This window comes from Marilutibacter chinensis (assembly GCF_021725675.1).
GTDB lineage: Bacteria > Pseudomonadota > Gammaproteobacteria > Xanthomonadales > Xanthomonadaceae > Marilutibacter > Marilutibacter chinensis.
The window spans coordinates 216,658-242,556 of sequence record NZ_JAKJPO010000001.1 but is presented as its reverse complement, the minus strand read 5'-3'; the positions used below and the strand labels follow the sequence as shown (position 1 = coordinate 242,556).

Sequence of the window (25,899 nt, the reverse complement as noted above, 5' to 3'; positions counted from 1 at the left end):
GACTCCATCTGAAGGAGATGCACACTCACCCACCGCCGCGCCGGGCGACCAGCAGCCGTTGCAGCAGGCAGAACGCCAGCAGCAACATGCCGATCGCGATGCGTGTCCACCACGAACTGAGCGTGCCGTCGAACACGATCAGGGTCTGGATCAATCCGAGGATGAGCACCCCGATGAAGCTGCCCAGCACATGGCCGCGGCCGCCGGACAGCAACGTACCGCCGATCACCACCGCGGCGATCGCGTCCAGCTCCAGGCCCATCGCATGCTGGCTGTAGCCGCTCAGCATGTAGAAGGTGTAGACCACTCCGGCCAGTGCCGCGCAGAGCCCGCTCAGCGCGTACACGCCGACCAGCGTGGAACCGACCGGCAATCCCATCAGCCAGGCCGATTGCTTGTTGCCACCGATGGCGTACACGGTGCGGCCGAAACGGGTCAGGCGCGCCAGCGCCACGCCGCCCGCTACCACCGCCAGCGCCAGCAGCGCCCCGAACGACAACGAGGCGCCGCCGCCCAACGGAATGCGCAACGCGGCGATTGCGACATAGGCGGGATGCTCGATGCTGATGGAATCCACGCTGATCAGCGTGGCCGCACCGCGGGCCAGGAACATGCCCGCCAGGGTCACCACAAAGGGCTGCAGTCGATACCGCCGGATCAGCAGGCCCATCAGCGCCCCAAAACCGGCACCCAGCGCCAGCACCAGCGGAATGGCCGCCAGCGGATGCCAGCCATGCCGCTGCACCAGCGATGCCGACAGCACCGAAGTGAAGGCGATCACCGCCCCCACCGACAGGTCGATGCCCCCGGTCAGGATGACGAAGGTCAACCCCACCGCGACGATGCAGAGGAAAGCATTGTCGATCAGCAGGTTGAGGAACACCTGCGGCGAAAGGAACCCGTCGTACAGCACGCCGCCGGTTGCCGACATCGCCACGAACAGCACCAGGGTCACCAGCAACGGCAGCCGTTCGGCGAGCCGCCGGGCATGCACCGGGCGGAGGCCGGACGCCGGAGCGGGACGTGTCGCACTCATCGCGTGTGTCCCTCGTTCGCGCGCGTCGCCAGACCGCGCACGCTGCGGCGGAACTCCGGCGATTGCAGCAGCATCACCACAAAGACCAGCAGCGCCTTCGCCACCAGGTTGACCTGCGGCGGCACGCCCGCGGCGTAGATGGTGGAAGTCAGCGTCTGGATGATCAGCGCGCCCACCAGGCTCCCCGCCAGGCTGAAACGGCCACCGGTCAACGCGGTTCCACCCAGGCACACCGCCAGGATCGCATCCAGCTCCATCAGCTGCCCGACGCTGTTGGCGTCCGCGCTGGCAACATTGGAGCTGATCAACAGTCCGGCCATCCCTGCAGAAATGCCGCAGAACGTGTACAGCGCCAGGGAAATTCCTCCCGTCCGCACTCCGGACACGTGCGCGGCCCGCGGATTGTGGCCCATCGCGCGCACGAACAGGCCCAACGCGGTGTGCCGGAGCAGCACATGCAGCATCACGAACGCGGCACCCGCCACGAACAGCGCGAACGGCAGCCCCAGCAGGAAGCCGTTGCCCAGGTACGAGTACGGTGTGTAGTAGACGGTAAGGATCTGGCCGTCGCCGATCAGCTGGGCGATGCCGCGCCCGGCCACCATCAGGATCAGGGTGGCGATGATCGGCTGCATGCCGACCTGGGTGACCAGCAGGCCGTTCCACAATCCGCATGCGGCAGCGGCCGCGATCGCTGCGGCCAGCGCGGAGAACAGCGGCAGCAGGCCGCGCGCATCGCCGTCCCCGGCCTGCAGCCGCAGCAGGGTCCACGCGGCCACGGTGGCGGCGATCGCGGCGACCGCCCCCACCGAGATGTCCAACCCGCGGACCGCGATCACCAGCGTCATGCCCAGCGATACCAGGATCAGCGGTGCGGCACGATTGGCGATATCCACCAGGCTGCCGTAGAGGTGGCCGTCGCGCCACTGCAGCGACAGGAAGCCGGGGTTGAGCAGTCCGTTGCCGGCCAGAAGCAACGCCAGCGTGAGCAGCGGCCAGAACAATGGCCGGGAGGCGGCAGCCTGCAGGCGGCGCGAGAGGCCGACAGCGAGAGAAGTCTTCATCCCATACTCGTCATTGCTGCGTTCGTCGCTTCCGTCATGCGTTCACTGCCCTGCGATCAAGGCGAGCACCCGTTCGGCGTCGCTGCCGCCTGGCAGTTCCCCGGCCTTGCAGCGCTCGCGCATCACCGCGATGCGATCACACAGGCGCACGAGCTCCTCGATCTCGGCGGAAATGAACAGCACCGCCATGCCCTCCTCCGCTCGCCGCTCCACCTCGGCCATGACCTCCTGCTTGGCGGCAACGTCGATGCCGCGCGTGGGTTCGTCGAGGATCAGCAGCCTAGGCTCGGTCGCCAGCCAGCGCGCCAGCACGACCTTCTGCTGGTTGCCGCCGGACAGGGCACCGACCGGCGTCTCGATACCGGCGCTCCTGATGCCCAGCAGCTCGACGAACCGGCGGGCCATCTCCTCCTGCCTCGCGCGCGTTACCGAGCGCCGCAAGCCCCTGCGCGCCTGCAGGGCCAGGACAATGTTCTCGCGCACGGACAGTTCGGCGACGATGCCTTCGGTCTTTCGCTCTTCCGGGCACAGCGCCAGTCCCGCGGCGACCGCGTCGGCGGGATGGCCGAACATGGCGTCGCGGCCCGCCACGCGCAGCCGTCCCTGCCCCGCCCGGTCCAGGCCGAACAACAGCCGCGCCAGTTCGGTACGGCCGGAGCCGAGCAGGCCGCCCAGCCCCAGCACTTCGCCCGCGCGCAGGCGAAGGTCGGTCGGGTGCAGCCTGCCCTTGCGGCCAAGACCCTCGGCCTCCACCACCATCGGCGCGTCGTCGGCCACGCCGCCGCCGCGCGCATGCCCTCTTGCCAGGACCACCTCGCGCCCCACCATCGCGGTCACCAGCGCCGCCTGCGGCAGTTCGGCCGGCAGGTACTCGCCGACCCGCCGGCCGTTGCGCAGCACTGTGATGCGGTCGGCGACGGCGTAGACCTGATCGAGGAAATGGGTGACGAAGAGGATCGCCATGCCGCGCTCGCGCAATCGGCACATCACCCGGAACAGCTCGCGCACCTCGCCTTCGTCCAGGCTGGACGTGGGCTCGTCGAGGATCAGCACCCGCGCCGATACGGCCAGGGCACGCGCGATCGCCACCATCTGCTGCATCGCCACCGGATGGCTCTCCAGCGGCGAATCGACGTCGAGATCCAGATGCAACTGCGCCAGCAGTTCGCGCGCACCGCGCCTTACCTGGGCCCAGTCGATCAGGCCGAACCGGTTGCACGGAAACCGGCCGGCGAACAGGTTCTCCGCCACCGACAGGTTCGGGCACAGGTTCACCTCCTGGTAGACCGTGCTGATGCCCTCGTGCTGCGCCTCGAGCGGCGTGGCCGGAGAGATGGAACGCCCGTCGATGCGGATGCTGCCGGCATCCATGCGCTCGGCGCCGGTCAGCAGCTTGATGAGGGTCGACTTCCCCGCGCCGTTCTGTCCCATCAGCGCATGCACTTCGCCCGCGCGCAGGGCAAGTGCGACGTCCTCCAGTGCCACCGTCTGGCCAAAGCGGCGGGACAGGCCCGCGGCCTGCAGCACCATGGCATAGCCGGACGTGGAGGCAATGGAGAACTGCATCGGGACGCGCCGGCGGGCGTCAGTACTTGCGGTTGGGCAGCGCGATGGCGGCCTGATCGGCGGTGAACACGCCTTCCTCGACCTCCACGCGCCTGGGAACCGGCCTACCCGCGGCCACGTCGCGGATCAGTTGCGCCAGCTGTTCGCCGAACAGCGGATTGCATTCGATGGTGGCGTTGAGCTTGCCGGCCTTCATCGCCTCGAACGCGCCCCGCACGCCGTCGATGGAGACGATGCGGATGTCCTGGCCCGGCTTCAGCCCCGCCTCCTCGATGGCCTGGATCGCGCCGATCGCCATGTCGTCGTTGTGGGCGAACAGCACATCGATGTTGCCGCCCTCGGACTTGAGGAAGGCCTCCATCACTTCCTTGCCCTTGGCGCGGGTGAAATCGCCGCTCTGCGAGCGCACGATCCGGAAGCGCGCATCGGCATCGATGACTTCCCGGAAGCCCTTCATGCGGTCGATGGCGGGCGCGGAGCCGACACTGCCCTGCAGCTCGACGACGCGGATCGGTCCGGCCTTGCCCTGGCTGTCCCCGACCAGCCAGCGGCCGGCCCTGCGCCCTTCCTCGACGAAATCCGATCCGATGAAGGTGGCGTACAGCGAGTCGTCGCTGACCTTCACCGCGCGGTCGGTCAGCACCACCGGAATGCCTGCGGCCTTCGCTTCGCGCAACACCGTCTCCCAGCCGGATTCGACCACCGGCGAGAACGCGATCACGTCGACGCGCTGGGCGATGAACGAGCGCAGCGCCTTGATCTGGTTCTCCTGCTTCTGCTGCGCATCGGAGAACTTGAGCCTGAACTCCGGAGAGGTCAGCGCCGCCTTCACCGACGCGGTGTTGGCGGTGCGCCATTCGCTTTCCGCGCCGACCTGGCTGAAGCCAACGGTGATTGGCGTGCCTTCGCCTCCCCCGTCGCTGTTTCCCGTCCCGCCTCCGGAACAGGCTGCCAATGCCAGCATGGCGACGCACGTCACTACGAACTTCCGCATTCCGTTCCCTCCCGAAGAACCGATGCCGTGGTGGATGTCAGGCTGCCGTATAGGCGGTCTTCACCGTAGTGTAGAACTCGACCGCATGGCGGCCCTGCTCGCGCGGCCCGTAGCTGGAGGCCTTGCGACCGCCGAATGGCACGTGCGGATCCACGCCGGCGGTTGGCAGGTTGACCATCACCATGCCTGCCTGCGCGTGGCGCTTGAAGTGCGTGGCGAGCCTCAGCGACGTGGTGCAGACGCCCGCGCACAGACCGAACTCGGTGTCGTTGGCCAGGGCGAGCGCATGCTCGTAGTCGTCGGCGCGGATCAGCGCCGCGACCGGGCCGAAGATCTCCTCGCGCGCGATGCGGTGCCCGGCCTGGGCGGCGAACAGGGTCGGGGCGAGGAAATGGCCCCGGGTGGCGCATTCGACGCGCTCGCCTCCGGACAGCAGTTCGGCGCCCTCCTCGCGGCCGATGCGGATGTAGGACAGATCGGTGTCCAGTTGCGGGGCGCTGGCGACCGGGCCGATGTCCACCCCCGCCTGCAGCGGGTCGCCCACCGTCAGTGTGGCCAGCCGCGCCTGCATGCGCGCGGCGAATTCGTCGTACACCGCGTTTTCCACGATCAGCCGGCTGGATGCCGTGCAGCGCTGGCCGGTGGAGAAATAGGCGCCGTTGACCGCGCATTCCACCGCCTTGTCGAGGTCGGCGTCGGCCAGTACCACCAGCGGGTTCTTGCCGCCCATTTCCATCTGGATCTTCAGGCCGCGCTCGGCGGCCTGGCGCAGCAACGCGCGGCCGGTCGCCACCGAACCGGTGAAGCTCAGCGCATCGAGACCGCGGTGCCCGGCCAGCGCCGCACCGACCGTGCGGCCGGCGCCCAGCACCAGGTTGAACACGCCGGCGGGCACGCCCGCGCGGTCGAGGATGCCGGCGATGGCCCAGGCGCAACCCGGCACGATCTCGGCCGGCTTGAACACCACGGTGTTGCCGTAGGCGAGCGCGGGCGCGATCTTCCAGGCCGGAATCGCCAGCGGAAAGTTCCAGGGCGCGATGACGCCGACCACGCCCACCGGCTCGCGGGTGATCTCCACGTCCACGCCGGGCCGGGTGGAGGCCAGCTTCTCGCCGGGAATGCGCAGCGCTTCGCCGGCGAAGAACCTGAATATCTGCCCTGCCCGCGCCGCCTCGCCGATGCTCTCCGGCAGGGTCTTGCCTTCCTCCATCGCCAGCAGCCGACCCAGTTCCTCCTTGCGCGCGAGGATCTCGCTGCCGACGGCATCGAGGATATCGGCGCGCTGCTGCGGCGGGCTCAGCGACCAGGCCGGCAATGCCGCGGAGGCGGCGTCGACCGCCTGCGCCACCTGCGCCGCGTCCAGCACGCCGTAGGTGCCGACCGGCTTGGCGAGGTCGGCGGGATTCTCGTCCTCCGCGCCGCCGCTGCCGGCGATCCATTGGCCATCGATGTAGCTCTTGAACTGGCGGGTCATGCAACTCTCCTGTGGTCGTCTCCCACGCCGGTCGCCGTGCTCAAGCCACGGCCACGCCGCCCAGCGCGAAGCCGGAGGCGACGGTGCGCAAGGGGTTGCGCAACGGCGCGCCAAGCTCGGGCAACTCGATCTCGAACACGTCGCCGGCACGCGCATTCACCTGGTCGGTGAAACTCAGAGTGGCCGTGCCGAAGAAGTGCAGGTGGACATCGCCGGGACGGCGGTGCGCAGCGTATTTGAAGTGGTGGTATTCGAGGTTGGCCAGCGAGTGGCACATGTTGGCCTCGCCGGTCAGGAAGGGCCTTTCCCACAGCACTTCGCCGTCCCGGCGGATGCGGCTGGTTCCCCGCAGGTCGCGCGGCAGCTCGCCGGTGCGCAGCTCCGGGCCGACCGCGCAGGCACGCAGCTTGGAATGCGCCAGGTACAGGTAGTTGCGGCGCTCGGTGATGTGGTCCGAGAACTCGTTGCCGAGGGCGAAGCCGAGCCGGTGCGGCGTGCCGTCCGGGGCGATCACGTACAAGCCGACCAGCTCCGGCTCCTCGCCGCCGTCCAGCGCGAAGTCCGGTGAATCCAGCGGCGCGCCGGGTGCCACGACGATGCCGCCGTCGCCCTTGTAGAACCATTCGGGCTGCGCACCCGGGCGGCCGTCGCACGGGATGCCGCCCTCCACGCCCCAGTGGAACATCCGCATCGAATCGGTCAGCGTGCCCGCCTCGTCCTGTTGCCGGAAGTTCCGGTGCATCGCATCGCGGGCCGCGGCACTGCCCAGGTGGGTCAGTCCGGTGCCGGTCACCCGGCAATGCGCCGGATCGGGATGGTGCAACGGCGTCAGCACGCGCCCTTGTTCCAGCAGCCCGGCATAGTCCAGCCGCACGTCACCGGCCCGATCGGCGGCCAGTTCCCCAACACCGCACCTTTCAGCAATCGCCATGCGCGCCAGCTCGTACATCGAGGCCACTTCCTCGAGCAGGCGGACCTGGCGTCCGTCAGCGCAGACTTCTCCCACGCGCAGCGCGGAGGCGTCGTCGAGAAGCTGGATCAGTCGCATCGTCTCGTCCTGCTGGGCCGCCGCCCTGTCGTGGCCGGCGGCGGAGGTGGCCTGCGCCTCCAGGCGCAAGTGCAACCGCCGGACGGCGGCAACGCGTCTATTCTGTGAGCTTCAGGGATATGCTACAAATACATAAATCGTCATTATCGATATCCAAATCGATATCGGAACACGCCGTGTCCACGCTCCCCTGGTTCATCCGCGCCCACCTCAGGACCCGGCAGCTGATGCTGGTGATCGCCATCGAGGAACACGGCAACGTCCGGCGCGCGGCGGAGGCGCTCCACATGACGCAGCCGGCAGCTTCCAAGCTGCTCAAGGGCCTGGAAGACCTCGTCGGGGTACCACTCTTCGACAGACAGCCGCGCGCCATGGTCCCCACCTGGTACGGGGAAAGCATGATCCGCCATGCGCGTATCGCGCTGTCCAGTCTCGGCGAGGCCGGTTCGGAGATCGAAGCGCTCAAGGCCGGGCATGCCGGCAGCGTCGCCATCGGTGCCATCGCGGGGCCCGCCATGACCCTGCTGCCACCTGCCTTGGCACGAGTCTCCCAGGCATATCCCGATCTGCGCGTGTCGCTGGTGGTGGAAGGCAGCGACGTACTGCTGGAACAGCTGGCGCAGAACAAGATCGACCTGATGATCGGACGCCTGTTCGCGCGTCATGACAAGCGCCACCTGCACTACCAGCCGGTGGCCGAGGAAGAGGTCTGCGCGATCGCCCGTCCCGGGCATCCGCTGCTTTCGCTGGAGAACCCGCAGTTGCAGGACCTGGCGTCGGCATCGTGGGTGGTGCCGCCGGAGGGCAGCATCCTGCGCCATCGCTTCGAACTGATGTTCCAGTCCGCCGGACTGGACCCGCCACGACGCATGATCGGCACCGCCGCGCTGGTCGTGCTGCCCCGCCTGTTGCAGGACAGCGACAACCTTGCCGTGGTGCCGGTGGACGTCGCCCGGCACTACCTTCAACACGGCATCGCCGAGATCGTGCCGCTGGAGCTTTCCTGCGGAATGGATTCCTTCGGCTTCATCACCCGCACCGACTGGCTGCTGTCGCCGGGAGCGTGCGCCGTGCTGGACACCCTCAAGGACGCCGCGAGCCAGATCTATGCGCCGAGGAAGGCGCAGGGGCGGCGCGGTGGTTGACCGGGCCGTACGGGGAGCTCAGGACCAGCCGGCGTCGACCACGTACTCCTGAGCGGTGCAGGCGCGGGCCTGGTCGGAGGCGAGAAACAGCACCATCGCGGCGATGTCCTCCGGAACGACCTTGTCGGGCAGGCACTGGTTGCGGGCCAGTTCGCGTTCGCCTTCCGCGTCGAGCCACAGGCGCACCTGGCGTTCGGTCATCACCCAACCCGGCGTGACGACGTTGATGCGGATGCGGGAAGCGCCCAGCTCGTGCGCCAGTCCGCGGGTCAAACCGTTCACCGACGACTTGGCAGTGGCATAGACCGGGTAGCCGCGGGTCTTGGTCTGCCAACCGGTGGAGCCCAGGTTCACGATCGATCCGCCTCCCAGTCGCTGCATGCCCGGCACGACCGCCTGGATCGCGAAGAATGCCGGCCGCTGGTTGATGGCCACGCGCCGGTCCCAGTAGTCCGGGGTCACATCGGCAAGACCGTGGCGGTCGTCGCTGCCGACGTTGTTGACCAGCACGTGGAAATCCCCCAGTTCGACCGCCGCATCGGCGATCGCCCGTTGCAGCGCGGCCACGTCGACGACGTCGCAGCATCGCATCCACGGCCGCGGCAGGCCGGCGGCGGCGATGCGCTCGACCAGCGCCTGCCCCTCCTCCTCGGCCACGTCGACGAAGCCGACCCGTGCGCCCTGGCGGGCGAAGGCCTCCACCGTCGCCGCGCCGATGCCGCTGCCTCCGCCGGTGACGAACACGCGACGGCCGCGCAGCTCGGGATAAAGCGCCTGGCCGATGGCCGCGCGGGATGCCGGCCCGGCCGGGATGTCGGAACGATGCACGCGGGAATCCTCATTGGGCAGGTCGATATCCATATCCAAACGGATATCGGAATCGACAATATTGTTATTTTTGAAGCATCACTATGCCCTGTAGCATCGATTGCCGTAAAGCGCCGCCGGACGATCGGCGGATCCCGTTTCCGCACTCCCGTTCCGGGGATCGCTTCATCCATGGGCTCACCCGAAAAGCCGCTCCGGCGCAGTCAGGCGTGGTTCGGCCGCGAAGGCAAACAGGGCTTCTACTACCGCAGCTGGCTCAAGAGCCTCGGCATTCCGGGCGACGTGTTCGACGGGCGTCCGATCATCGGCATCTGCAACACCTGGTCCGAACTGGCGCCGTGCAACGCTTCGCTGCGCGAACTGGCCGAGCACGTCAAGCGCGGCATCCACGAGGCCGGCGGATTTCCGCTGGAGTTCCCGGTGATGTCGCTGGGCGAGACCCAGATGCGACCCACCGCCATGCTGTTCCGCAACCTGGCCAGCATGGACGTGGAAGAGTCGATACGCGCCAATCCCATCGACGGCGTGGTGCTGCTGATGGGATGCGACAAGACCACCCCGTCGCTGCTGATGGGAGCGGCCAGCGCGGACCTGCCGACGATCGGCCTGTCCGGCGGTCCCGCGTTGTCGGGCAACTGGCGCGGGCGCCCGATCGGTTCGGGCACGGGCGTGATCCAGATGTCGGAAATGGTGCGCGCCGGCGAGTTGAGCCAGGATGAGTTCGTCGAGGCCGAAGCCTGCATGCAGCGCTCCAAGGGCAGTTGCATGACCATGGGCACTGCCTCGACCATGGCATGCATGGTCGAGGCGCTGGGCATGTCGTTGCCTGAGAACGCCGCGATCCCGGCCGTGGATTCGCGCCGCTTCCGCCTTGCGCACCTCACCGGCCGTCGCATCGTACAGATGGTCGAGGAGGACCTGCGGATGTCGCGCATCCTGACCCGCGCCGCATTCGAGAACGCCATCCGCGCCAATGCCGCGATCGGCGGCTCCACCAATGCGGTGATGCATCTGCTCGCGCTGGCCGGACGCCTGGGCGTACCGCTGACACTGCAGGACTGGGACGACATCGGCTCGAAGCTGCCCTGCCTGGTGAACCTCAAGCCCTCCGGCGAATACCTGATGGAGGACTTCTACTACGCCGGCGGCCTGCCGGCGGTCCTGCGCGAGATCGCCGCCGGACTGGACCTGGACGCGATCACCGCCAGCGGCCGGACGCTCGGCGAGGACATAGCGCAGGCGCCGTGCTGGAACCGCGAGGTCATCCGCACCGCCGATGCTCCGTTCAAGTCCGAGGCCGGCATCGCCGTGTTGCGTGGCAATCTGGCGTCGGATGGCGCGGTGATCAAGCCGTCGGCGGCCTCTCCCCATCTGCTGCGACATCGCGGACGTGCCGTGGTGTTCGAGGACATCGAGGACTTCAGGGCACGCATCGACGACGAAGCGCTGGATGTCGACGAAACCTGCGTGCTGGTGCTGAAGAACTGCGGCCCGCGCGGCTATCCCGGCATGGCCGAGGTCGGCAACATGCCGCTGCCGCCGAAACTGCTGCGCAAGGGCGTTACCGACATGGTGCGCATCTCCGACGCGCGTATGAGCGGCACCGCCTATGGCACCGTTGTGCTGCACGTATCGCCGGAGGCAGCGGTCGGTGGTCCCCTGGCGCTGGTGCGCGACGGCGACTTCATCGAGCTCGACGTGCCCGGTCGCAGCCTGCATCTGGACGTCGACCCGGCTGAACTGGAGCTCCGCCGCAGCCAGTGGCGCGAAGCGCCACGCCCCGCGCGGGGATGGGCGAGGATCTATGTCGATCACGTGCAGCAGGCCCATCTCGGTGCCGATCTCGACATCCTGGTCGGTGGCAGCGGCGATGGTGTCGAGCGCGATTCGCACTGACGCCCGACGCCTTGCGGAAACCATGCCCCAGGCGGTGACAGGCGCCAGAACCGAGGGAGAAGATACGCGATGAGAACGATTCCGGTCACGGGCCGACAGCTGGCGACTGCGCTGCTGATGATGATGGCGGCGTCGCCGGCGGGGGCGGAGATCCGCAACCTGTCACAGGACTGGGTGTTCCATGCTGGCGATGCCGAAGGGGCGCAGCATGGCGCCTTCGATGACCGGACCTGGCAACGGGTGGTCGTGCCACACGACTTCTCGATCATGGACGGATCCGACGGCAGCCCACCGTTCGATCCGGACGCCATCAGCGGACAGGACTCGGGCTACCTGCCGGGCGGCGTCGGCTGGTACCGCCGCCAGCTGACGCTCACGCCGGCCGAGGCGTCGCGCATCGTCCGGCTGAACTTCGAAGCCGTGTACATGGACGCCGACATCTGGGTGAACGGCGAGCACCTGAAGAAGCACCGCTACGGCTATACCGCATTCGCCGTCGACCTGACCGGCAGGATTCGCGCCGGCGACAACACCGTCGTCGTGCGCGTGAACCATGCCGATCCGTCATCGCGCTGGTATGCCGGCTCGGGCCTGATCCGGCCGGTGACCCTGGAGATCCTCGACCCGGTCCACATCGAGCCCGAAAGCGTATTCGTCACCACCCCGGTGGCATCCGAAGAGCGCGGCGTGGTTTCGGTGCGCGCCACCATCGCCAACCGGTCGGAGGAGGCACGCTCGGCCGAATGGGTGGTCCGGGCAGTTGCGGCCAATGGCGAGACCGTGGCCGAGGCCAGGCAGACGCACATGGTGGCGGCAGGTGGTCGAGCGCAGTCTTCGCTGGAACTGGCCGTGACCGATCCGCGCCTGTGGTCCCCCGACTCGCCCAATCTCCACACCCTGGTGCAGCAGGTCCGCATTGACGACGCGGTCGTCGACGAACGTCGCACCCGCTTCGGCATCCGCACGATCGCCCTGGACGCGGCCAACGGCCTGCGCATCAATGGCCAGCCGATACTGCTGCGGGGCGGCAACATCCACCACGACAACTACATGCTCGGCGCTGCCGGCGCACCCGACGCGGATGCCCGCAAGGTCGCACTGATGAAGGCCGCCGGCTACAACGCCATCCGCAGCGCGCACAATCCGGCCAGCCAGGCCACGCTCGACGCCGCCGACGAGCTGGGCATGCTGGTGATCGACGAAGCCTTCGACAGCTGGAACAAGAGCAAGAAGCCGCTGGACTACTCGCGCTACTTCGCCGAGGACTGGCAGCAGGACATCGACAGCATGGTGGTGAGCGGACGCAATCATCCCAGCGTGCTGTTCTGGAGCATCGGCAACGAGATTCCAGAGGACGGCACGCCCGAGGGCGTCGAGGCCGGTCGCAAGCTCGCCGAGCGCGTGCGCAGTCTCGATCCGACCCGGCCGGTCACCCAGGGCATCAACGCCGATCCCCCAAGAAGCACGAAGCAGGCCGCGGTGCTGGACGTGGTCGGCTACAACTACCACGCCCACGTTTTCGCCGAGGAGCACGAGCGGCTCCCCGGGATGGCCATGTACACCTCCGAATCGGTACCGCAGGACCTGTTTGCCTATTGGCGCGCGGTGGAAACCATGCCGTGGGTGATCGGCGACTTCGTCTGGACCGCCGTCGACTACCTGGGGGAAGCCGGCATCGGCTGGATGGGCTACAGCCAGGACTGGCAGAAGCTGGGGCCTTACCCGTGGCATCTGGCGTACTGCGGCGAGATCGACGCGACCGGACGCCTGCGACCGGCGGCCTACTACCGCCAGGTCGTATGGAAGACCGGAACGACGCCGATCTCCGCATTCGTACGCCAGCCCGAGGGCACCGAGGATCTGCCCGACCGCGACGTCTACCCGACCGTGCCGCCCCATCTCGACTGGTCGCTCGATGATGTGCATCCCAGTTGGACCTGGCCGGGACAGGAGGGCCGAGGCCTGGACGTGGTGGTCTACTCCGAGTTTCCGGAAGTGGAACTGTTGCTCAACGGAAAGAGCCTGGGCCGCAAGACAGTCGGCGAGGACAGCGAATACAAGGCTGTTTACCGGGTGCCCTACGCACCGGGACGCCTGCTGGCACTGGGGTATCGCGACGGACGGGAAGCCGGGCGCTGGGAGTTGCGTACGGCGGGCCGGCCAGCCCTCGTCGTGACGACGACGGACCGGTCGCAGCTCGCGGCCAACGGCGAGGACCTGGCCTACGTCACCGTGGAACTGCACGACGCCGACGGCACGCCCGTCTATGCCCGCAGCGACGACAGGCAGGTACGCGTACGCGTGCGCGGCGCCGGAACGCTGGCTGGCATCGGCAACGGCAATCCCATCGATGTCTCCAGCTTCCAGTCCGGCGATCGCAAGAGCTTCCACGGGCGTGTGGTCGCCGTGGTCCGCGCCGGTACCCGGGCCGGTCCCATCATCGTCGACGTCGAGACGGACGGCTTGCCTTCCCGCCAGCTGCGGCTGAACGCGGTCGCGCCCCGTTCCTTGTAAGTGGCGCCGCCGCGCCAGAGACGACAGGCAGCGCGTGGTCGTCGAGCTTCGGCTGGAATGCGGACAACCCAAGAAGCCGCGCCAGGCATGACGGGAGAAAGGGTCCGGGGCCGATGAACACCGGTTTCCCGAGCGAACGCCTCCGCAGATCCTGCGGGAGGACAGGTCCTCAGCGGCCGCCCCCGCTGCGGAAGATCGACCACAGCAGCCAGATGCCGGCCAGCGAGGCTCCGACGAAACCGAGCAGACCGAAGAACGGCAGTCCGAACATGCTGGGGCCGCCCTCGACCGTCATCGCGATGGAGGAACCGACGATCAGCGCGGCGATCACCATGCTGCCGGCGAGCCGGTTCGCCGAATGGCTCACATCGGTGCTGAACTCCCGCAGCCCGTCCACCCGCATGCGCAATCCATTGCCGCTCCTGATCATGCGCAGCAGGCCCCGCAGTTCGCGAGGCGCCGACGCGGCCAGGCCCAGCACGTCCGTCATCGCCGAGAAGCCGTCCCGGACCAGGGCCCGCGGACGATAGCGCCGGACCATCGCCCGGCGCAGGAACGGCCGCGCCTGCCGGGCCATGTCGAACCCCGGGTCGAGGCTCCGGCCCAGCCCGTCGAGGGTGAGACAGACCTTGATCAGCAGCGCAAGGTCCGCAGGCAGCGCGAGCCGGTGCTGTCGAAGCAGCGTCGTCACCTCCAGCAACATCCCGGCCAGGTCGAGCTGCGCCAGAGGCAATCCGTGGTAGCGGTCGATGAAGCCGTCGATGTCGAGCATCAACGGGTCGATGTCCACGTCGGCCGGGCCGGCCCAGTCGAGCAACACCTCGCCGACGCGCCCCGCATCCCGTTCGACCAGGCCGAACAGCAGATCGACGACCTCCTCCCGCCTCATCCGGGAAAGATGGCCGACCATGCCGAAGTCGATCACCGCGATGCGTCCGTCGGACAGGACGAACACGTTCCCTGGATGCGGATCGGCGTGGAAGAACCCGTCCTGCAGCATCATCTTCAGCACGAATTGCGCGCCGGTCCGGGCGACTTCCTTCCTGTCCACGCCAGCCTTTTCCAGCGCGGCGAGATCCGCCACGGGCAGTCCGTCGACGAAATCCTGGACGTTCATGCGTTCATTCGTGCATGGCCAGTAGACCGAAGGAACCACCATCCGCGGATCGTCGGCGAAGCTGGCGGCGATCCGCTCCGCGTTGCGGCATTCCGCGGCCAGGTCGAGCTCACGCATCAGCGAATCGTGGAACTGCCGCACCATCCCTGCCGGATGGAAGCGCCGCAACTCCGGAAAGCGCGCTTCGGCGCGCCGCGCGGCGTACTGCAGCAACCGCAGGTCCGCTTCGACGACACGCCGTATGCCCGGCCGCCTCACCTTGATGACGACCTCGCGACCGTCGTGAAGCCGCGCCCGGTGCACCTGGGCGATGGAGGCGGCCGCCAGGGGAGATTGATCGATCGCCTCGAACTCCGACGACGGCGCGTGACCCAGGGCGGTCTCCATCTCGCTGCGGATGGCTTCGAACGGCACCGCAGGAGCCGCACTCTGCAAGCGGCTGAACTCCGCGATCCACTCCGGCGGAAACAGGTCGACCCGCGTCGCCAGCACCTGCCCCAGCTTGACGAAGCATGGCCCCATTTCCTCAAGCGCATGGCGGATGCGCACCGGCACCGGCTGCGCGACCCATTCCTCCATCCTGGCCAGCGACGAAGCGCTGCCGGCACGATGCAGGGCGCGTGCCAGGCCGAGACGGCGCAACATGTCGCCGAAGCCGTGACGCACCAGGATCGCCACCAGCGCCTCGGCCCGGGCGGCGTCCTGACTGGCGATCAGCGTGTCCAACATCGATGCTGCCTCCGGACCGAACGGCGACTGCGACCTGACGGTGCGCGCGATGGGTCGAGTTTCCAGCCTGAATCCGCGCAGGACCTTGATCCGGGTCAATATGTCTCCAGGCCGGTTTGGGTCGGGTCGCCGGTAAACGACGATGGTCCGCTCCCCTGGCTGCCGAGGCGGCCGCGGTCCTTCCCGGTTCGCGAGACAGGCGCTCGGGAGCGATCTGGCATCCTGATCCTGGTGCCGGGTGCACGGCTCCGCCCTGACCGAGATCAACGCGCAGGTCGGTGTCGTCCTCCATGCTCGTGGAATCGCAGCGAGGGTCCGCCGATGCAGAACGAATCCGTTGCCCTTGACGACCATTCCGTCGAAGCCGCCGCGGCGACTGCAGGACTCTCGTCTTCCGAGGCGGCGGCGCGATTGCGCCGCGATGGACCCAATACGCTGCCGCAGCCGGACCGCCGTTCCCGCTGGCGGATCCTGCGCGATGTGCTGACCGAACCGATGCTGTTGCTGCTTCTGGCCGCGGCATGCGTATACCTGTTGCTCGGAGATCCCCGCGAGGCCTCGCTGCTGGCGGCGTCGGTGGTGCTGGTGATCGCGTTGACGTTCCACAACGAGCGCAAGTCGGAGGACGCACTGCAGGCGCTGCGCGATCTCAGCAGCCCGCGCGCGCGCGTCGAGCGCGACCGTCGGCTGACGGTGCTTGCGGCATCGGAACTGGTGGTCGGCGACCGCATCCATGTCGCCGAGGGCGACCGCGTTCCCGCGGACGCGCGGGTGCGGGAGTCGGCCGGCCTCCAGGCCGACGAGTCCCTGCTCACCGGCGAATCGGTACCCGTGCAACTGGATGCGGCCGACAGCGACCGCTGCACGCTGCATGCCGGCACGCTGGTGGTGAGCGGTCACGGCATCGCGACGGTAACCGCAACCGGCGCGCGCACCGCGGTCGGCCGGATCGGGGCGGCGCTGCATGCCATCCAGCCCTCCCCCACCCCGATGCAACGCGAGATCCGCCGCATGGTGTGGCTGTTCGCCGCCCTGAGCCTGGCCTCGTGTGCGCTCATGGTCGGGCTGTACGTGGCCACCCGGGGCAACTGGCTGGAAGCGCTGCTCGCCGGCATCACCCTCGCGATCGCCAACATTCCCGAGGAGTTCCCGGTCGTGCTGACCGTATTCCTCGCGCTGGGCGCATGGCGGATGTCGCAGCGGAACGCATTGGTCAGGCGCACGCCCGCGATCGAGGCGCTGGGCGCGATCACCGTGCTCTGCGTGGACAAGACCGGCACCCTGACCGAGAACCGCATGGCAGTCGCCGAGTCGCTTCCCTCGGCCGACGATGACCGACCTGGCGGACAGGGCGCCGCATCCGCGCGGCTTCTCGAAACCGCCGCACTGGCCGGACTTCCGGACTCGCACGATCCGATGGACCGTGCGCTGCGTGCCGCCAGCGATTCGGCCCCGCAACCGGCGTTGGAACACCTGGGCGAGTATCCGCTGACACCGGCTCTCCCCGCCCTCGCCCATGTCTGGATCTCACCCGGTGGCGCTTCGGCGCAGGTCGCGTGCAAGGGTGCACCGGAGGCGGTCGTCGGCCTGTGCCGCTTGCGTGCGGAAACGCGCGGGCAGGCGCTGCAGGCGGCCTCGGCGATGGCGCGGCGCGGTCTGCGGGTACTGGGCGTCGCCGTCGCATCCTGGCCGGCAGGAGCAGGAGCGCCGCCGCTTCCTGCCTCGATGGAGGAATTCGGATTCGAGTGGCTCGGCCTGGTCGGCTTCGCCGATCCGTTGCGCGACGGCATTCCCCGTGCGGTCTGCGAAGCGCGCGCGGCGGGGATCCGGCCGGTCATGCTCACCGGCGACCACGTCGAGACCGCCATCGCGATCGCGCATGAGGCCGGACTCATGGATCGCGGAAACGCGATGACAGGACGTGAGCTCGACGAACTGGACGACCTCGCCCTGCACAGGCGTCTGGCGGAGGTCGACGTGTTCGCACGCGTGAGACCCGAGCACAAGCTGCGCCTGGTCGATGCAATGCGGCGTTCGGGCGAGGTCGTCGCGATGACCGGCGACGGTGTCAACGACGCGCCGGCATTGCTGGCCGCCCACGTCGGCATCGCGATGGGCGGACGCGGCACCGACGTCGCCCGCGAGGCGGCATCGATCGTGCTTCTGGACGACAACTTCGTCTCGATCGTCGAAGCGATCCGTGCCGGGCGCCGGATCTACGACAACATCCATCGCGCGGTGCGCTACATCCTCGCCGTGCACGTGCCCATCACCGGGCTGGCGTTGCTGCCGCTGATCACCGGCGGTCCGCTGTTGCTGCTGCCCCTGCATGTGGTGTTCATCGAACTGATCATCGACCCCGCCTGCGCGATCGTGTTCGAACGCGAACCCGCCGCCCCCGACCTGATGCGCCGACCGCCGCGCCCGCCGGGCGCACGGCTGTTGGGCCCACGTGAGCTGCTGGTCTGCCTGGCCCAGGGCACGGCCCTCTTCGCAGTCGTTGTCGCGGCCTATGCGATCGGCGCAGCGCACGCGTTGCCGACGCCACAGGTGGCGGCGTTGGCGTTCACTTCGCTGGTTGCCGGCAATCTGGGCCTGATCGCGCTCTATCGGCCCAGGCGGCCGTGGCGGCAGTCGCTGCGACAACCGAATATCGCATTCGTCGCGGTCGTGGCACTGGCGCTGGCGACCCTGCTGCTGGCCACCCGGTTCGCTCCCTCGGCCGGCTGGTTCGGTTTCGCGCCCCCTCCTCTGTCCGGCTGGCTGTTCGCGGCGATATTGCCGTTGCTCGTAACCGGGATCATGAGGCGCTGGCGCCCAGGGCGTGCCGCTGACAGGCACGGCATCCGGGCAGGCGGCGTGCGTCCGCCATCATCGTCGCGGTGACCCGGGCAACGTGAGGGACCGCGCCCCGTGCCGGGCGCAAGGACGATCGTGGCGACGCGTTCCTATGCGGCGGCTCCCCGCCCGGTTCGCAGTCCGTAGTACAGCAGCGGGATGACGATCAGGGTCAGCACGGTGCTGACCAGGATGCCGAAGATCAGCGATACCGCCAGGCCGTTGAAGATCGGGTCGTCGAGAATGAAGAACGCCCCCAGCATCGCCGCCAGGCCGGTCAAGGCGATCGGCTTTGCCCGCACCGCACAGGCGTCGATCACTGCCTGTTCCGCTGGAATGCCATCGGCCAGGGCCTGGTTGATGAAGTCCACCAGCAGGATGGAGTTGCGCACGATGATGCCGGCCAACGCGATCATGCCGATCATCGATGTCGCGGTGAACTGTGCGCCAAGCAACGCATGGCCGGGCATCACGCCGATCACCGTCAGCGGGATCGGCGCCATGATCACCAGCGGCACCAGATAGCTGCGGAACTGAGCGACCACCAGCAGATAGATGAGCACCATGCCGGCGGCATAGGCGATGCCCATGTCGCGGAAAGTCTCGTAGGTGATCTGCCACTCGCCGTCCCACTTCACCGCGAACCGGCTGGTGTCCCCGGGCTGGCCGATGAAGTGCTGGCGCAACCGATGGCCGCCGACGTCCTCGCGGCGCAGCTGCCCGACCAGGTCGAACATGCCATAGAGCGGGCTGTCGAGGCGGCCGGCCTCGTCGCCGGTCACGTACACCACCGGGAGCAGGTCCTTGTGATGGATCGCGCCATCCCAGCCGCTCCGCTTCACTTCGACGAGCGCGGACAACGGCACCAGTTGCCCCTGCCCGCCGCGCACGCGCAGCGCCAGCAGCCGGTCCAGGTCGGCCTGGTCGGCCACCGGCAGGCGCAGGCGCACCGGGCGCGGGTATTTGGACCGCTGGTCCTGCAGCCAGGTCGCGTCGAGTCCGCCGAGGGCCGCGGCCAGTGCCTCCGCGATCGCCGACTGCGGCACCCCCAGACGCGCCGCACGAACCCGGTCGACGACCAGGGTTTCCCGCGGCGCCGCGCTTTCCACGCTGGTGTCGACATCGACGATGCCCTCGGTCGCGGCAAAGCGCCGCTCCAGGCTGCGCGCCAGTTCCCGGGTGCGGGCATGGTCCGGCCCATACAGTTCTGCGACCAGTGGCGACAGCACCGGCGGTCCCGGCGGCACCTCGACCACCTTCACCGACGCACCATGCGCGTGCCCGATGGCCGAGAGCCGCGGCCGCAGGGCTCGGGCGATCTCATGGCTCTGCCGGTCGCGGTCGTGCTTGTCGACCAGGTTGACCTGCAGATCGCCCACGTTGCTGCCGCTGCGCAGGAAATACTGGCGGACCAGGCCGTTGAAGTTGATCGGCGCTGCGGTGCCGGCATAGCCCTGGTAATCGAGCACTTCCGGCACCTCGTCCACGGCTGCCGCCAGTTCGCCCAGCAACGCGCTGGTGTCTTCCAGTGTCCGCCCTTCGGGCAGATCGACGACGACCTGCAGCTCGGACTTGTTGTCGAATGGCAGCATCTTCAGCACCACCCATTCGAACGCCGCCAGCGACGCTGCCAGCAGCACCAGCACCGCCATTCCGGCGAACAGCATGCGCCGGCGGCGCCGGCCCTGGCCCGGATCGAGGAACGGGCGCATGATCCGGCCGAACAGCCGGTGCAGACGGGAATCGCCCCGCTCCGCGCCTGCCGCCGGCGCGTGTGGCACATGCCGGGACAGCAGCTTCAGCGACAGCCACGGCGTCACCACCAGGGTGATGGCGAGGGACAGCAGCATGCCGGCCGACGCGTTGATCGGGATCGGCCGCATGTATGGGCCCATCAAGCCGGAAACGAACGCCATCGGCATCAGCGCCGCGATCACGGTGAATGTCGCGAGGATGGTCGGGCCGCCGACCTCGTCCACCGCCGGCGGGATCGCCTCGCGAAGGCTCTTCCCGCCCAGCGCCATGTGCCGGTGGATGTTCTCCACCACCACGATGGCATCGTCGACGAGGATGCCGATCGAGAATATCAGGGCGAAGAGCGACACCCGGTTGAGGGTGAATCCCATCGTCATCGAGGCGAACAGGGTCACCGCCAGGGTCAGGATCACCGCGGTGCCGACGACGACCGCCTCACGCCAGCCCAGGGCGAACAGCACCAGCAGCACCACGGAGCCGGTCGCGAACACCAGCTTCTGGATCAGCTTCTGCGCCTTGTCGGTGGCGGTGCGTCCATAGTCGCGGGTCACGGTGACGTGGATGCCCTCGGGAATCAGCTCGCCCCGCAATTGCCCGAGCCGGCGCTCGATGGCACCGGTGATGTCGGCGGCGTTGGCGCCGGGCTTCTTGGCGATGGCGACGGTGACCGCCGGCGCGACGCCCTGCGCCGGCCCCGCACGCCCAGCCGGCGCGCCATGCCAGGCATAGCGGACCGGCACGTCTCCGCCCGCCCTGATCTCGGCCACATCGGCCAGCAGCAACGGCCGCCCGCCGCTCAGCCCGACCACCAGTCCGGCGACGTCTTCGGCGTCGGCCAGGAAAGTGCCGACGGTCACCGGCACCGCGGCATTGCCGCCGACACGCTCGCCGGCGTGACGCACGACGTTGGCCGCCTGCAGGGCCTGCGCAAGATCGGCGACGGTCAGCCCATGGACCGCCAGCTTCGCCGGATCGAGCGTGACCGCGACCACCCGGTCCGGCGCGCCGATGGTGTAGATGTCGCGGGTGCCGGGTATCCGCTTGAGCTCCGTTTCCAGCGAGTGCGCGACCTCGGCCAGATCGGTCGCACTGCGGCCGGGATCGTCGGTCCACAACGTCAGGCTCATCACCGGCACGTCGTCGATGCCCTTGGGCTTGATCAGCGGCGTACCGACGCCCACCCCGGCGGGCATCCAGTCCTGATTGGAGTAGATCTGGTTGTACAGGCGGACGATAGCCGGTTGCCGCTCGACCCCGACCGTGTACTCGACGGTCAGCAGCGCCATGCCCGGCCGGCTGACCGAGTAGACATGCTTGATGCCCTCGATCTCCGAGAGCTTCTGCTCCAGCGGCGTCGCCACCAGTTGCTCGACGTCACGCGCATCCGCGCCGGGCAGCGCAACGAACACGTTGGCCATGGTCACGTCGATCTGCGGTTCTTCCTCGCGCGGCGTGATCGCGACCGCGACCAGCCCGAGCAACAGGCCCAGCAGGGCCAGGATCGGCGTCAGCGGATTGTCCTGGAAGGCGCCGGCGAGGCGTCCGGACAGACCGGGCCCGGCGGGCGGACGTCCGCCGTTCGCGGGCAGGCTCACCGCCCGTCCTCGCCGGTCTCATGCCGCGCGGCCAGCAGCCGGGCCGCGGCCACCGGATCCGTGGCGATACGTTCGCCGGGCGCCAGCCCGGCCAGCACTTCGATCTCGTCCCCGATTCTCCGTCCGATCCGCACCTGGCGCAGCCCGAGATGGTCGCCCGACAACACGTAGACGCCGCTGACTTCTCCGCGTTGCACCAGCGCCGAGTGCGGGACCTGCAGGATCTGCGGTGTCCCGGTCGCTGCGGTGGTACCGGGAAACACCACCCGTGCGGTGACGCCAGGCTGCGGAACGGGCCCCGGCCCGGATGTCGCGGGATCCGGCAGCTCGACGCGTACTCCGACGCTGTGCGTCAACGGGTCTGCAGCCGGAAACACGGTGACCCGGGCCGCATCGATCCGGCGGCCATCGTCCAGCGCCACGACGGCCCTTCCCGCTGCACGGATCGCTGCGGCTTCGGACTGTGGGATCTGGACCTCGATGCGCAAGGTATCCGGCGCGTGCATCGAAAGCAGAGGCTGTCCCGGCGCGACGGTCTCGCCGGGTTCGACCTGGCGTGCGCTGACGATGCCCGCGAACGGCGCCCGGACTACCGTGTACCCGGCCTGCCGGCTGGCATGGGCCAGGTCGGCTCGGGCAGCATCGCGCGCGGCCACTGCGCTGTCGCGCGCCGCGCGCGCCTGGTCGATCTGCGCGCGCGAAACGTACTGGCGATCCTCCAGCGCGGCGAGACGCCGGTAGTTGCTCTCCGCTTCGACGACAGCCGCCTCGGCGGCGCGCAATGCCGCCTGGGCCATGCGCAGGCCCGCCTGCTGCTCGACCGAGGTGATGCGCAGCAGTACCTGGTCGCGCTCGACACGGTCATCGATGTCGACCGCGACCGTGACGACGCGGCCGCTGGTCTGCGCCGACAGGTCGGCCCGCTGCACCGCCTCGACCACGCCGTCCCAACTGCGGCCACCGTCGCGAGCGACGGCCTCCACGGTCGTCGTCTCCAGCTGCGCCGACAGGGGGGGCGCCCGCACGCCGGCCTCGTCAGCGCAGCCTGCCAGCACCGTCAACAGGCCCCACAGCAGGCCGGCGGCACGAACGGTCGAAGAGCGCAACGGCGACATCATCCCGGTACGCCGTCAGCGGAACGCGCAACCGCTGCGCACGCCGAGCCTGCGCAGCAACATCGCCGCCGGACAGAAGCCGGTGAAGCTGGACTGCAGCAGGTTGAGGCCGACGAAGGCGGTCAGCAGCCACCACCACGGCGACACCAGCTGCGCCAGTGCAACGCTGGCCAGAATCATCACGCCGGCGAACGCCATTACGGCTCGATCGAGGTTCATGGAAGCCTCCAACAGGTAGTGGGACGCGGCATCACGCGCGCGACCGACGCGGCAGCATGCGCCGCAGGGTGTCATCGCGGATCAGGTAGTGGTGAACGAGTGCGGCGACCGTGTGCAGTCCGACCAGCCAATAACCGAGCACGGCGACGACCTCATGCAGCTCTTCCGCGGCCTCGCCGGCAGATTCATCGACACCGGGGAGCAAGGGAATCGTCCAGCCCGGTCCGGGTATCCGCGCGGATTCATGCTCGCCGCTGAGTGTCAGCCAGCCGAGCAGAGGCATCGCGATCATGAAAAGGTACAGCGCCAGGTGGGTCAATTTCGCAAGCACACGCTGCCAGGTGGGCGGCTGCGGATGTATGAGCGGTGTGCTCCCGATCAGGCGCATCGCGAGACGCACGGCGACCAATACCAGCACGCCAAGTCCCAGCGTGTAGTGCCATGCCTCCATCGCGCCTTCCCCTTCCCCGCCCGGCAACACGTCTTCCAGCTCCATCGTGGCGTAGACCGCAACCAGCAGCAGTGCCATCGCCCAGTGCAGGAGGATCGACACAGCTCCATAGCGTTCCTGGGTGTTCAGCCAACGCGCCGTTTTCGGCACGGCCGCAGTCATGGCGTCTTCTCCCGATCGGCGACGCCGGAGTCATGCGGCTTCAGGCGCTCGATGCCGAGCAGCGAGAGCACGTGCCTTTCGTATATCGGTTCGGAAGTGCCGTGCCGCATCTTGAACAGGAAGTACTTCTCGAACGCGATCTTGGCCAGGTGCACCCAGCGCCCCTCCTTCGCCCAGGTCACGTTCCGCGGCGGGATCTGTGGCAGGGCGACGAAGGCGATCCCCGAATCTCCCATGTCGGCCAGGCATACCGCGTTCCAGGTGCCTTCGAACGTCGCCGGTTCACCATTCAGCTCGGCACCGATGTTGCGCACGATGGTGGTCACCATCGACTCGATCATGAACCCCGTCTTCGGGGCGCCGGTGGCGACCGGCGTGGTTTCCACCGGAGGAATCGCGACGCATACTCCGGCGGCGAAGATCTCCGGGTAGCCGGTGCTGCGCTGGTATCTGTCGACCAGCACGAAGCCGCGCGGGTTGCACAGCCCTTCCACCGCCGCTACCGCGTCGACGCCCTTGAAGGCAGGCAGCATCATCGCGTACCTGAAGCCGAGCACGTGCTCGCCCCGCACCGCGCCGGAGTCCTCGTGCTCGACGACGGTCATGCGGCCGGCCTCGACGTTCTGCACCCGGGCACTGGTGATCCATCTGATGTGGCGCTGGCGCAGTTCCGACTCCATCAGTCCCTTCGAATCGCCGACGCCGCCCAGGCCCATGTGGCCGACGTACGGCTCACTGGTCACGAAGGTCATCGGCACCCGGTCGCGCAGCTTGCGCCTGCGCAGATCGGCATCGAGGACCATCGCGAACTCGTACGCGGGGCCGAAGCAGCTCGCCCCCTGCACTGCACCGACCACCACCGGGCCGGGATCGGCCAGGAAGGCCTGGTAGGCCTCCCAGGCCCGCTGCGCATGCGGGGTGGTGCATATCGACCAGGTATGGCCGCCGTCGGGTCCCAGTCCCGGCACCTCGTCGAAGGCCAGCTTCGGGCCAGTGCAGATCAGCAGGTAGTCGTAGCCGTGTTCGCTGCCGTCGGCGGCGCGCACGCGCCTGCGCACGGGATCGATGTCAACCGCCGGATGCGGCACGAAATCGATGCCCTTGTCCGCCAGGGGCCCGGAGGCACGGAAGGTGAAATCCTCCGGCTTCCGCCAGCCCACCGCGAGCCAGGGATTGGACGGGGTGAAGCTGAAACGCTCGCCATCGCCCAGCACCGTGATCCGGTTGGCCGGGCCCAGCGTGTCGCGAAGCTCATAGGCGGCACTCATTCCAGCGAGGCCGGCGCCGAGCACGAGGAAGTCGGTCATGCGGGAGCCCTCGATCGGGATGACCCGATCGTCCTCTACCCTGCGGCAGGCGCATTGATCTCGATCAATGGGGCTGGAGATCGGGCGAATCCGCGGCTCCGCTAGCAGGCATCTGCAGGACACCACCTTGCGGAAATGGCCTGTCCTTCCGGCGAATCACGTCTGAATGGAACGTCGGAGGCGCCGCCGTGCCGGCCCCGCACTCCCGCGCGGCTGCGCATGGGCGCGCGCCTGCCGGTGTCGGGGCGGATGTGGGCGGGGCCCGCGATTCGTCCTATGCTTGCCGCCAACGGGTATCGACCTGTCGTCATGCATGCTTGCGTGGATTCTCCCAAGACCAAACCCCATGTGCTGGTGGTCGACGACGACGTCGAGATCGCCCGCATGCTCGACCTCTACCTGAGCGAGCACGGCTATCGGGTCAGCCATGTCGGCGATGCGGCCGGCCTTCGCGGGACCCTGGGACGGGAGCGCATCGATCTGATGCTGCTCGATCTGGGCCTGCCGGATGCGGACGGCCTGAGCCTGCTGCGCGAGTTCCAGCAGCAATGGCAGGGTCCGGTGATCGTGATCAGCGGCCGGAGGGAGTCGGTCGAGCGCGTGGTAGGTCTGGAACTGGGTGCCGACGATTTCGTCGACAAACCGTTCGATCTGCGCGAACTGCTGGCGCGGGTCCGTTCGGTATTGCGCAGATCCACGCCGCGCCATGATGCCGGCGCATCGCGTCGGCTCGAGTTCGACAGCCTGTCTCTGGACCTGTCGTCGCGCCGGCTGTCCGGCCGCGACGGCCGCGCGATCGACCTGACCAGCGGCGAGTTCGACCTGTTGCGCGTCCTGCTGGAGCACGCGAACCAGGTGCTCAGCCGGGACCAGTTGATGAACCACCTGCACGGCCACGAAGCCGGTCCCTTCGACCGCTCGATCGACGTGCAGATCAGCCGTCTGCGGCGCAAGATCGAGCGCGACGCCGCGCGACCGCAACTGATCCAGTCGATCCGCGGCGCGGGCTACCTGATGGCCGCCCGGGTGCGGGTCCATTGAGGCCG

Annotated in this window: 18 protein-coding genes; 5 read left to right on the top strand and 13 right to left on the bottom strand. The window is 68.5% G+C overall.

Annotated elements, in window-relative coordinates:
- Nucleotides 1–25: 25 nt before the first annotated feature.
- From yjfF to araD1, 6 genes are read right to left on the bottom strand one after another with little or no spacing between them, the layout of a single operon-like run.
- A complete protein-coding gene (gene yjfF / locus L3V18_RS01030; protein ID WP_237052765.1) occupies nucleotides 26–1,036 on the bottom strand; it encodes a galactofuranose ABC transporter, permease protein YjfF in 1,011 nt (336 codons plus the stop codon).
- Nucleotides 1,033–2,100: an ABC transporter permease gene (locus L3V18_RS01025; RefSeq protein ID WP_237052764.1), complete on the bottom strand. Its 1,068-nt coding sequence runs from the start codon at nucleotides 2,098–2,100 to the stop codon at nucleotides 1,033–1,035. The genes yjfF and L3V18_RS01025 overlap by 4 nt, the downstream gene beginning before the upstream one ends.
- A gap of 42 nt (nucleotides 2,101–2,142) precedes the next feature.
- Nucleotides 2,143–3,666 carry a sugar ABC transporter ATP-binding protein gene (locus L3V18_RS01020; protein ID WP_237052763.1) on the bottom strand — a complete coding sequence of 508 codons (1,524 nt, stop codon included), beginning with the start codon at nucleotides 3,664–3,666 and terminating at the stop codon, nucleotides 2,143–2,145.
- Nucleotides 3,667–3,685: 19 nt separating this feature from the next.
- The gene (locus L3V18_RS01015) at nucleotides 3,686–4,660 is read right to left on the bottom strand and encodes an ABC transporter substrate-binding protein (RefSeq protein ID WP_237052762.1); all 975 of its coding nucleotides are present in this window, start codon (nucleotides 4,658–4,660) and stop codon (nucleotides 3,686–3,688) included.
- A gap of 37 nt (nucleotides 4,661–4,697) precedes the next feature.
- Nucleotides 4,698–6,134, bottom strand: coding sequence for an aldehyde dehydrogenase family protein (locus tag L3V18_RS01010; protein WP_237052761.1), 1,437 nt, complete (start codon nucleotides 6,132–6,134; stop codon nucleotides 4,698–4,700).
- A gap of 40 nt (nucleotides 6,135–6,174) precedes the next feature.
- Nucleotides 6,175–7,182: an AraD1 family protein gene (araD1, locus tag L3V18_RS01005; protein WP_237052760.1), complete on the bottom strand. Its 1,008-nt coding sequence runs from the start codon at nucleotides 7,180–7,182 to the stop codon at nucleotides 6,175–6,177.
- Nucleotides 7,183–7,409: 227 nt separating this feature from the next.
- Here araD1 and L3V18_RS01000 point away from each other — a divergent pair, with 227 nt between their 5' ends.
- Nucleotides 7,410–8,327, top strand: a complete 918-nt coding sequence (locus tag L3V18_RS01000) for a LysR family transcriptional regulator (RefSeq protein WP_237053666.1) — start codon at nucleotides 7,410–7,412, stop codon at nucleotides 8,325–8,327.
- Between the two features lie 18 nt (nucleotides 8,328–8,345).
- Here the strand turns inward: L3V18_RS01000 and L3V18_RS00995 are convergent, their stop codons facing one another.
- Nucleotides 8,346–9,155 (bottom strand): SDR family NAD(P)-dependent oxidoreductase, encoded by an 810-nt coding sequence (locus L3V18_RS00995; RefSeq protein WP_343226299.1) that lies wholly within the window; start codon nucleotides 9,153–9,155, stop codon nucleotides 8,346–8,348.
- Between the two features lie 171 nt (nucleotides 9,156–9,326).
- Here L3V18_RS00995 and L3V18_RS00990 point away from each other — a divergent pair, with 171 nt between their 5' ends.
- A complete protein-coding gene (locus tag L3V18_RS00990; protein WP_237052759.1) occupies nucleotides 9,327–11,051 on the top strand; it encodes an IlvD/Edd family dehydratase in 1,725 nt (574 codons plus the stop codon).
- A gap of 69 nt (nucleotides 11,052–11,120) precedes the next feature.
- On the top strand, nucleotides 11,121–13,565 hold the full coding sequence (locus tag L3V18_RS00985) for a glycoside hydrolase family 2 TIM barrel-domain containing protein (protein WP_237052758.1): 2,445 nt from the start codon (nucleotides 11,121–11,123) through the stop codon (nucleotides 13,563–13,565).
- A 169-nt stretch (nucleotides 13,566–13,734) separates the two neighbouring features.
- Here L3V18_RS00985 and L3V18_RS00980 read toward each other — a convergent pair whose 3' ends face one another.
- A complete protein-coding gene (locus L3V18_RS00980; protein WP_237052757.1) occupies nucleotides 13,735–15,411 on the bottom strand; it encodes an ABC1 kinase family protein in 1,677 nt (558 codons plus the stop codon).
- A gap of 321 nt (nucleotides 15,412–15,732) precedes the next feature.
- Here L3V18_RS00980 and L3V18_RS00975 point away from each other — a divergent pair, with 321 nt between their 5' ends.
- Complete coding sequence (locus L3V18_RS00975) at nucleotides 15,733–18,297, top strand: cation-translocating P-type ATPase (protein ID WP_237052756.1); 2,565 nt, start codon at nucleotides 15,733–15,735, stop codon at nucleotides 18,295–18,297.
- A gap of 62 nt (nucleotides 18,298–18,359) precedes the next feature.
- Here the strand turns inward: L3V18_RS00975 and L3V18_RS00970 are convergent, their stop codons facing one another.
- Genes L3V18_RS00970 through L3V18_RS00950 form a run of 5 tightly spaced genes read right to left on the bottom strand, consistent with a single transcriptional unit; the run spans nucleotide 18,360 to nucleotide 24,853 of the window.
- On the bottom strand, nucleotides 18,360–21,599 hold the full coding sequence (locus tag L3V18_RS00970; protein WP_237052755.1) for an efflux RND transporter permease subunit: 3,240 nt from the start codon (nucleotides 21,597–21,599) through the stop codon (nucleotides 18,360–18,362).
- A complete protein-coding gene (locus L3V18_RS00965; protein ID WP_237052754.1) occupies nucleotides 21,596–22,705 on the bottom strand; it encodes an efflux RND transporter periplasmic adaptor subunit in 1,110 nt (369 codons plus the stop codon). The genes L3V18_RS00970 and L3V18_RS00965 overlap by 4 nt, the downstream gene beginning before the upstream one ends.
- A 24-nt stretch (nucleotides 22,706–22,729) precedes the next feature.
- Nucleotides 22,730–22,933 carry a YgaP family membrane protein gene (locus tag L3V18_RS00960; RefSeq protein WP_237052753.1) on the bottom strand — a complete coding sequence of 68 codons (204 nt, stop codon included), beginning with the start codon at nucleotides 22,931–22,933 and terminating at the stop codon, nucleotides 22,730–22,732.
- Nucleotides 22,934–22,964: 31 nt separating this feature from the next.
- Entirely contained in the window at nucleotides 22,965–23,546 is a 582-nt protein-coding gene (locus L3V18_RS00955; RefSeq protein WP_237052752.1) for a cytochrome b, read from the bottom strand.
- Nucleotides 23,543–24,853: an NAD(P)/FAD-dependent oxidoreductase gene (locus L3V18_RS00950; RefSeq protein ID WP_237052751.1), complete on the bottom strand. Its 1,311-nt coding sequence runs from the start codon at nucleotides 24,851–24,853 to the stop codon at nucleotides 23,543–23,545. Before L3V18_RS00950 ends, L3V18_RS00955 begins: the two co-directional genes overlap by 4 nt.
- 321 nt (nucleotides 24,854–25,174) lie before the next feature.
- Between L3V18_RS00950 and L3V18_RS00945 the strand changes: the two genes are divergently transcribed.
- Nucleotides 25,175–25,894 carry a response regulator gene (locus tag L3V18_RS00945; RefSeq protein ID WP_237052750.1) on the top strand — a complete coding sequence of 240 codons (720 nt, stop codon included), beginning with the start codon at nucleotides 25,175–25,177 and terminating at the stop codon, nucleotides 25,892–25,894.
- Nucleotides 25,895–25,899: the final 5 nt, after the last annotated feature.

Coding starts and splice junctions, on each gene's coding strand:
- yjfF (WP_237052765.1), bottom strand. CDS start 1,036: ATGAGTGCGACACGTCCCGCTCCGGCGTCCGGCCTCCGCCCGGTGCAT.
- L3V18_RS01025 (WP_237052764.1), bottom strand. CDS start 2,100: ATGAAGACTTCTCTCGCTGTCGGCCTCTCGCGCCGCCTGCAGGCTGCC.
- L3V18_RS01020 (WP_237052763.1), bottom strand. CDS start 3,666: ATGCAGTTCTCCATTGCCTCCACGTCCGGCTATGCCATGGTGCTGCAG.
- L3V18_RS01015 (WP_237052762.1), bottom strand. CDS start 4,660: ATGCGGAAGTTCGTAGTGACGTGCGTCGCCATGCTGGCATTGGCAGCC.
- L3V18_RS01010 (WP_237052761.1), bottom strand. CDS start 6,134: ATGACCCGCCAGTTCAAGAGCTACATCGATGGCCAATGGATCGCCGGC.
- araD1 (WP_237052760.1), bottom strand. CDS start 7,182: ATGCGACTGATCCAGCTTCTCGACGACGCCTCCGCGCTGCGCGTGGGA.
- L3V18_RS01000 (WP_237053666.1), top strand. CDS start 7,410: ATGCTGGTGATCGCCATCGAGGAACACGGCAACGTCCGGCGCGCGGCG.
- L3V18_RS00990 (WP_237052759.1), top strand. CDS start 9,327: ATGGGCTCACCCGAAAAGCCGCTCCGGCGCAGTCAGGCGTGGTTCGGC.
- L3V18_RS00985 (WP_237052758.1), top strand. CDS start 11,121: ATGAGAACGATTCCGGTCACGGGCCGACAGCTGGCGACTGCGCTGCTG.
- L3V18_RS00980 (WP_237052757.1), bottom strand. CDS start 15,411: ATGTTGGACACGCTGATCGCCAGTCAGGACGCCGCCCGGGCCGAGGCG.
- L3V18_RS00975 (WP_237052756.1), top strand. CDS start 15,733: ATGCAGAACGAATCCGTTGCCCTTGACGACCATTCCGTCGAAGCCGCC.
- L3V18_RS00960 (WP_237052753.1), bottom strand. CDS start 22,933: ATGAACCTCGATCGAGCCGTAATGGCGTTCGCCGGCGTGATGATTCTG.
- L3V18_RS00955 (WP_237052752.1), bottom strand. CDS start 23,546: ATGACTGCGGCCGTGCCGAAAACGGCGCGTTGGCTGAACACCCAGGAA.
- L3V18_RS00950 (WP_237052751.1), bottom strand. CDS start 24,853: ATGACCGACTTCCTCGTGCTCGGCGCCGGCCTCGCTGGAATGAGTGCC.